At 61.8% G+C, this 6,502-nt stretch carries 7 protein-coding genes and 1 pseudogene; 7 read left to right on the top strand and 1 reads right to left on the bottom strand.

What is annotated here, in order from left to right; translation table 11 throughout:
* The first annotated feature begins 127 nt into the window (after positions 1-127).
* The 6 genes and pseudogenes from WG922_RS21960 to WG922_RS05280 all read left to right on the top strand — a co-directional run bounded on the left by WG922_RS21960 (position 128) and on the right by WG922_RS05280 (position 4,024).
* Positions 128-991 (top strand): EndoU domain-containing protein, encoded by an 864-nt coding sequence (locus tag WG922_RS21960; RefSeq protein WP_445322794.1) that lies wholly within the window; start codon positions 128-130, stop codon positions 989-991.
* Entirely contained in the window at positions 988-1,233 is a 246-nt protein-coding gene (locus WG922_RS05295; protein ID WP_340281157.1) for a hypothetical protein, read from the top strand. The genes WG922_RS21960 and WG922_RS05295 overlap by 4 nt, the downstream gene beginning before the upstream one ends.
* A gap of 117 nt (positions 1,234-1,350) precedes the next feature.
* A pseudogene (locus WG922_RS05290) lies at positions 1,351-1,797 on the top strand (hemagglutinin repeat-containing protein); the annotation flags it as partial.
* A complete protein-coding gene (locus tag WG922_RS21955) occupies positions 1,755-2,054 on the top strand; it encodes an EndoU domain-containing protein (protein WP_445322793.1) in 300 nt (99 codons plus the stop codon). The pseudogene WG922_RS05290 and the gene WG922_RS21955, both read left to right, overlap by 43 nt.
* Positions 2,055-2,405: 351 nt before the next feature.
* Entirely contained in the window at positions 2,406-2,954 is a 549-nt protein-coding gene (locus WG922_RS05285) for a contact-dependent growth inhibition system immunity protein (RefSeq protein WP_340281154.1), read from the top strand.
* 857 nt (positions 2,955-3,811) lie between these two features.
* Positions 3,812-4,024, top strand: a complete 213-nt coding sequence (locus WG922_RS05280) for a hypothetical protein (RefSeq protein ID WP_340281152.1) — start codon at positions 3,812-3,814, stop codon at positions 4,022-4,024.
* 483 nt (positions 4,025-4,507) lie between these two features.
* Here the strand turns inward: WG922_RS05280 and WG922_RS05275 are convergent, their stop codons facing one another.
* Positions 4,508-5,593, bottom strand: coding sequence for an SDR family oxidoreductase (locus WG922_RS05275; RefSeq protein ID WP_340281151.1), 1,086 nt, complete (start codon positions 5,591-5,593; stop codon positions 4,508-4,510).
* A gap of 137 nt (positions 5,594-5,730) precedes the next feature.
* Here WG922_RS05275 and WG922_RS05270 point away from each other — a divergent pair, with 137 nt between their 5' ends.
* On the top strand, positions 5,731-6,465 hold the full coding sequence (locus WG922_RS05270; protein ID WP_340281149.1) for a hypothetical protein: 735 nt from the start codon (positions 5,731-5,733) through the stop codon (positions 6,463-6,465).
* The last annotated feature ends 37 nt before the right edge of the window (positions 6,466-6,502 follow it).

Here is a 6,502-nt window from a genome sequence, read left to right as displayed (position 1 = left end):
ACAGGAATGCTGGAGTCCGCAGGGGGCGTGCCGCGCGGGGGGTCACGCTGCCATCGGCGCCATCAGCGGCGGCCACGTCGGTGCTCTTGCCGCAGGTGCAACCTCGCAGATCGGGCCGCACCTGCAGATGGCGCTGACGCAAGCCGGTGTGCCCCGGCCGATCGCCGACGTGCTGGTGCAAGGAACTGCAACTACCCTGGCCGCTGCCGTAGGTGGCGACGCAGCGGGAGCAGCAGCATTCAACGAGGCAGCCAATAACGGCGCGGCGGCCGTTCCGGGCATCCTCCAAGGCCTGATGGCAACTGGTGTGGTTGCCGCACGCCAGTGCGTCGCCAGCAACGTCTGCATGAGCGCGGTTGCCGTGCTGGGTGCGGCCGCGGTTGAGGACATCAGACGGCTGGCAAACGCTGAAGACGCGAACACCCCGCCCCCGGGATATGAGCCTCAGCGGCCCGATGCGGCCGGTGGCAACACTGCTAGCCCGAACCCTGGGCCGCGGCCGGCGATCGTGACCGCGTCGCCTGCGGTGGAGGATCCGCTGGGGAATCGCAGAACGAGTGGGTATCGCGCAGTCGAACAGCCGCCTGGAGGCTCGACTACCGTCTCCCCGGTAGAAGTTGGGGGCGTAGCATCCAATCTGACGCTGAGTAGTGGCGAAAGACGTCCCTCTGCTCATCTTCCGCCGCTTATAGATGAAATAGGTGCTGAGCACATTTTGTGGGGGGAAGGCCCCAATCGAGGCGGTCATCTATGGCCGGGGCAACCCGGCAAGACATCTTTCCCTGAGTCCTGGAGCTCACAGCAAGTTCTTCAAACTATTTCCGACATCGCTAGAGATCCAGCGTCAGCCCGTGAAACAGGTGCGAGGGGCCGGGTGCTTGTCACCGGCACCAGAGATGGCGTCACCATTATGGTTGTGACTGAGCCCCCATCCCGCGGCGGACGGATTGTCACAGGCTATCCAATCAACTTGCCGAGAAATCCAAAATGACCACTGGAGATCCTGAACCTCTGCTCATGAAACTTCTCTGCCTCGAAGGAGAAAAATTGCCCCGGGACTTGTGCAAAGAAGCAAAGCACTTCATTGACCATGGTGAGTGCGGGTTGGCATACGATGTAATCGTTTATCACGTCCGGATTGGTAATGCCGCTTTATCAGCTCGCGGGCTCCAATACTTGGTAGATGCAGGCACGATCATGGGCGTGAAGTATCCCGACTACTGCTTCAACTGACGGGGCAGCGATCAACTCTGAGGCCGCGGCAATGCCGACGATGAGGCGCAAAAGCGTTAGCGTGCCATCGGCAGCGACCTGAACGCCGGCGAGCACCTCACGCTGAGAGGGCGCAACGTGGACATCCGCGCCGCGGTGGACAGCCACGCGGTCGATCAGCAGTCGGCCGTGCACGGCAGGGGTTACGAGCGGGCGGCGCAGTCGCATCAAAGCCTTTCGGACGGCACCGTGCGGGCCGGGGGCAATGTCACCGTCGTGGCAAGCGAAGACCTCACCGCGCGAGGCGCGAAGATCACCAGCGACCGGGGCGAGACCAGCCTGGTCGCCGGCCGGGACGTCAAGCTCGAAGCCCTCACCACCGAACACACCAGCGAGCGCGAAAGCTTGGCCCGACGCCGCGGCTTCCTCTCCAGCCGAACCGACGAACGCGAAGAACGCAGCACGCAGCGCCTGGCAGAAGGCACGCTAGTGGCCGGCGAGAGCGTAACCATCCGAGCCGGCCGCGACGCGCTCGTCATCGGATCGCAGGTGGTGGCCCAGCAAGACGCGGTCATCGCCGCCAAGCGCGACGTGCGCACCTCTGGCCAGGTGCCCCTGGAAAGACGCCATTTCCGAGGAGTTGGGACGCCGATAGAATTCTTGAGATTGTGTCGGATATCGCAACTGATCCGTCTTTGCAAGCAGTCCAGCAACCCAACGGGCGTCTAAGAATTACTGGAGTTCGAGATAGCGTCGAAATTTTAGTAATTACTGAGCCGCCAGGGGTGCGCAACGGACGGATCGTTACCGCCTACCCAGTGAAGCAGCCGAAAGATTGGTAATGACGAAAGCTCCGTTAGCCGAAATTTTGCTCATGCGATTTTTGGCGTCTGAAGTGCGAAATCTGCGGCCGAACGTGGCCAAATACATGAAGCAGGATATAGAACACAATGAGTGCGGACTGGCTTACGATGCCATCGTGTTTGAGATCGAAAACGGATGCTATTCACCTTCGGCTGATGCGTTGAGTCTAATTCGGGATATTGCGCGATCCTTGCGCATCGTGTACCCGAAGCTGAGCAGCGATTAGGGTGCCCTGAACCGATAGGCTCATCGTGCATTCCTTGGCAAATTCGTCGGGTACCCCGTAACTATGGGCCCCCTTGAAAGGACGGCTCAACTAGCACTTGCTCTTGAAATCACTGAACCTTGATAGTCGCCGGTTAGAGCCAGCCGCTATCAAAGAAATACAGCGCTTCATTAACTTCGGTGAGTGTGGTTTATCGTATGACGTCTTCATCTTCGAGATGAGGGAAGCGAAGTATCGGCCGTCGCCTGAGGCTCTCGAATTGATCAAGCAAGCAGCGGAAGCCCTCGGCGTGAAGTATCCCCAGCTGAGGTGGGTGGCGAATAATTATGGGATACCCGACGCGATGAAAGCAGATGAGTTCAAAGAGCTTAGATCTTTTCTCAGTGGATACTTCCATGAGGATTGGGATCTAGAGGCCTCTGGGCCCCGAGAAGTTGTCGCGCAATTCCTTGGGAGTGCTCCAAACAGCTGCATGCTCGAAGCAATCGTTGCACAGATATATCGCTATGTGGGTGAGCACGAGGACGGCAATGAACTAGAGAGGGCATTGATAAAAGATTTGGGTTGTTATTACCTCCCGAGTGGGGATGGAGTAGATGCAGGAGCATGGCTTAAGAGCTTGGCAAGCGAATTGAAGAAGGCCGTTTCCTGATGCGGGCCAGCTGCGCAGCGCATTCATGCCGTCTTCAACCGGCATTCGCCGTTTTCACACTGACTACTCCATCGAGCGCCAGTAGCGTCGCGCGCCGTCCACAGATTCGACTGCGCGAAGAGGGTGACCAGTTGTGCCGTGTTCTTCTTCAGTACACGCTAGCGAACCGCCACATGCCCGAAGTGCCGCCGCGACGTGCCAGTTCACACCTTCCATCGCATCGGGCCGCTTGTGAGCGCCTTGGTTGCCGACGTCGCCGAAGGTCAGGCTCGGCACCCTCACCACCGAACACACCAGCGAACGGGCAAGTCTCTAGGCGCTTGAATTGATTAAGCAAGCAGCAGAAGCCCTTGGCGTGAAGTATCCCCAGCTGAGCACTGACTAGAAAAGGCGATGACGCATCCGGGCGCAACTGCGACGGGCCCGCTCCCCTCACGCGGCTTGCTCGTGATTGACGTCCGAGGCGAATCGTCGAGCGTGCAAGCCGCGCGGTCGCTGCACCTGGGGGCGTGCTCGCGGGCGTCGCGCCGGACGCGGATCGGCGAACACGGCCCGCTACGACGGCAGGGCCGTGGGCGTGAGCGTGGGCGGCGGTGCGGGCACCGAGTCGATAGGCCCTTCGGGAGCGGGCATCGGCCTGGGCGGCGCCAGCGGCGGTATCGCCGGTAGCCGCCCCGTCTCGGGCGCGGGCGACCCGGATCAGGTGTCTTTCATAGCAGTGATGGAACGCGGGAGTTCGTATCGATCCTGCGTAACTGGGGGGCACAATCCCGGAGTGCCGCACGTGCATTCGAGGCGGGATCCAGCGACAAGTCGCTACATATTCAACAATCACGTTCCATATAAGGACTAACCGTATGATTGTCCGTACTGGAATCGTTTGCAGCGGCAATTACAAAGGTTGGAAAATAGAAGTCGCTGATGACTCGGAAGGGGCGACGGGCGGTTTCTATTTAATCCTCTCGTCACGCGAAAAGATCTTCGACTATTGGTTCGAAAACGCAAGGCAGTTAGAGAATCAACTTACAGACTTTGATGTAAGCTGGATCATCGGCAGTGACGGCGACTAACAGACTGGGGAACGCGGCGGGGTAAACCCGAATTGGCAGAGCTCGCTTTGAAGGTGAGTCGTTATGAATGTTCTGAGTCTGCCTTTGGTGATGTTCATTGAGGCTTTGATTACAAGACGCGTCCCACCCTTCTCCAGTACCTAAGCCGTCAGGTGGGCGTGTTCTGGCGCGGCCTCGCGCTCGGGCTGCCCTACATCAGTCTCATTACCATGGCTCGCCAGTTCGCCCAGATCAAGCGAACTCAGTTCGCCGACTACGACTCCGGTCGTTCTGGGTCGCAAGTGGTGCTGAGGTATTTGGTGCCGCGCGCTTTGGAATTGGAATTTCTTTATTGTTGATGCTTTATGCTGCTCAATTGGCGCTTGGGCAGTTCGCGGCGCACTTTGATAGCGAGCATCCGCCCCGGGTACGCCCGGGGACACGCAGCAGGTCGATATCGACATTCGACATGCAGTCGTCGCGAAATTACTAAACCGCACCTCGTCACCCACCCGGCAACAGCCGCGCCTCCCGCATCCGCGTCAACCAATAAAGAATGCTGTCCTCCGTATCCTGGCACCCCGCAAACCCCGCCTGCCGGAGCTTGATCGGGCTGACCACGCGGTCGTCCGGGTGGTCCTGCCCATAGGCGAAGTTCCGGTCGGCGAACTGCCAGGAGCTGTTGATCAACTCGGCGAGCGACAGCGGCTGCAGCCCGTGCCGTTCGACCACCCGGGCCCAGACGTCTTCGTGCCGGGGCATTTCCTCGGCGAGCTTCATCGGCTGCGCTTCGCCCGCTTCCATGCCCAGGTGGGCCGCGATGGCCGGCCAGATGTCGTGCCAGACCAGCACGTCGCCGTTGACGACGTTGAAGGTCTCGTTGGCGGCCGCCGGCGAGGCGCCGGCGAATTCCACGGCCTGGGCGATCAGGCGGCTGTCGCTGCAGGCGTTGACATAGCGGCCGCCTCCGGGGAACGCCAAGGGCCGCCCGAGCTCGCGCTGGATAGCGGCGTAGGCGCCGATGGCGGCGACGATGTTCATGGGGCTGGCAAGCGCGTAGCCCAGCACGATCTGCGGCCTGAGCACGGTGAAGTTCCAGGCCGCGCGCGACTGCCGCTCGCGCAGCAGGTCCTCTTGCTGCCAGTAGAAGATGGGGTGCCGCATGCGCGGCCAGCGCTCCTTGGCCGGTACGGGCACGCGGCCGACGTGCGATCCGTAGGCCTTGGTGCCCTGAAGCACCGTCACGTGCTGCAGACCGGGGGCGGTCTGTTCCAGCGCATCGAGCAGGTTGCGCAACATGCCCTCGTTGATGCGGATCTGCTCGTCGTCGGTCCAGCCCGCGAGGAGGCTGGGCTTTTCGTACAGCGCGGCGTAGAGCACGTGGGTGATGCCGGGGCACTGCGCAAGCGCGGCGCGGCAGCCGGCGCCGTCGGTCAGATCGACGCTGATGTGCGTGACGCCTTCTCGCGGGGGCGGCGTGCGCCGCGACAGTGCGACCACCCTCCACCCCGGTTGCGAGCAGAAGTGTTCGATGGCTGCGTTGCCGACGATGCCGGTGGCGCCGGCGATGAGGAGGGTCTTGGTGCTCATGAAGCGCTCCCGGCCTCGGCGGGCCGCAGGTCAAATGATTTGAAGTGAACGGTGCCATCGCACATGATGATTTGCCTGCGCGGCGCCACGCGATCTATGCTGCCCGCGAACATGAAGGGCGACATGAAGGACGACACATGAGCGAAGGCCTTTGGGCAAGCTGGTACGACCTGCCGCAAGGTGATGCGCAGCGCATCCTTGACTGGACGCACCAGAGCTATCTGCCCTTTCTGAACACCTTGCCCGGCATCCGTTGGGTGGCCCACTACCGCTATGCGGGTGGTGGCGCGCAGATGTCGCAGGTGAAGCAGACGGTGGTGAGCCACACCGAGGACGAAGACATCGGCCACGGCTCGCAATACCTGGTGCTCGCCGGGGCCGCCAATGCGCACGCGTTCTTCGTTCCCGAGTTCACCGAAGCGCCCATGCCCGAAGGCTTCGGGCAGATGCTCGCCTGGCGCCAGGGCCTGCGATCGGCGGCGTTCACGCTGGAGGCGGGCGTCGATGGTCCGTCTCGCAGCGTGCAGACCGGCGACAGCGCACCGGCGCCGGCCATCCAGATGGGAACCCTGCAGCCGCGCTCCATCGAATCCGAGTTCGACCTGATCCGGTGGTACGCGCAGTACCGCCTTCCTTCCATGGCGAAGATGGCGGGCGTGGTGCGCACGCGCAAGTGGAGTGGCGTCGCGGGCTGGCCCAAGCACGGAATCCTCTATGAGTTCGAATCGTTGGCCCACCGGCTGGAGCACTTCGAGCGGCCGCACGAGTCGCTGGCGCTCGACCCGACACACTGGACCAACAAGATCACGCGGGCAAGCGTTCACGCTCCTGGGTCGCCTTTCATCGGTGAGCGGATCTGGCCGCCTGCGTGACGCGCAGGCGAGCCGCGATTCGCCGCCGCCTCACTCC

The organism is Ramlibacter sp. AN1015, assembly GCF_037726105.1.
Taxonomy (GTDB): domain Bacteria; phylum Pseudomonadota; class Gammaproteobacteria; order Burkholderiales; family Burkholderiaceae_C; genus Ramlibacter.
This window is presented reverse-complemented; position numbering and strand designations above follow the sequence as displayed.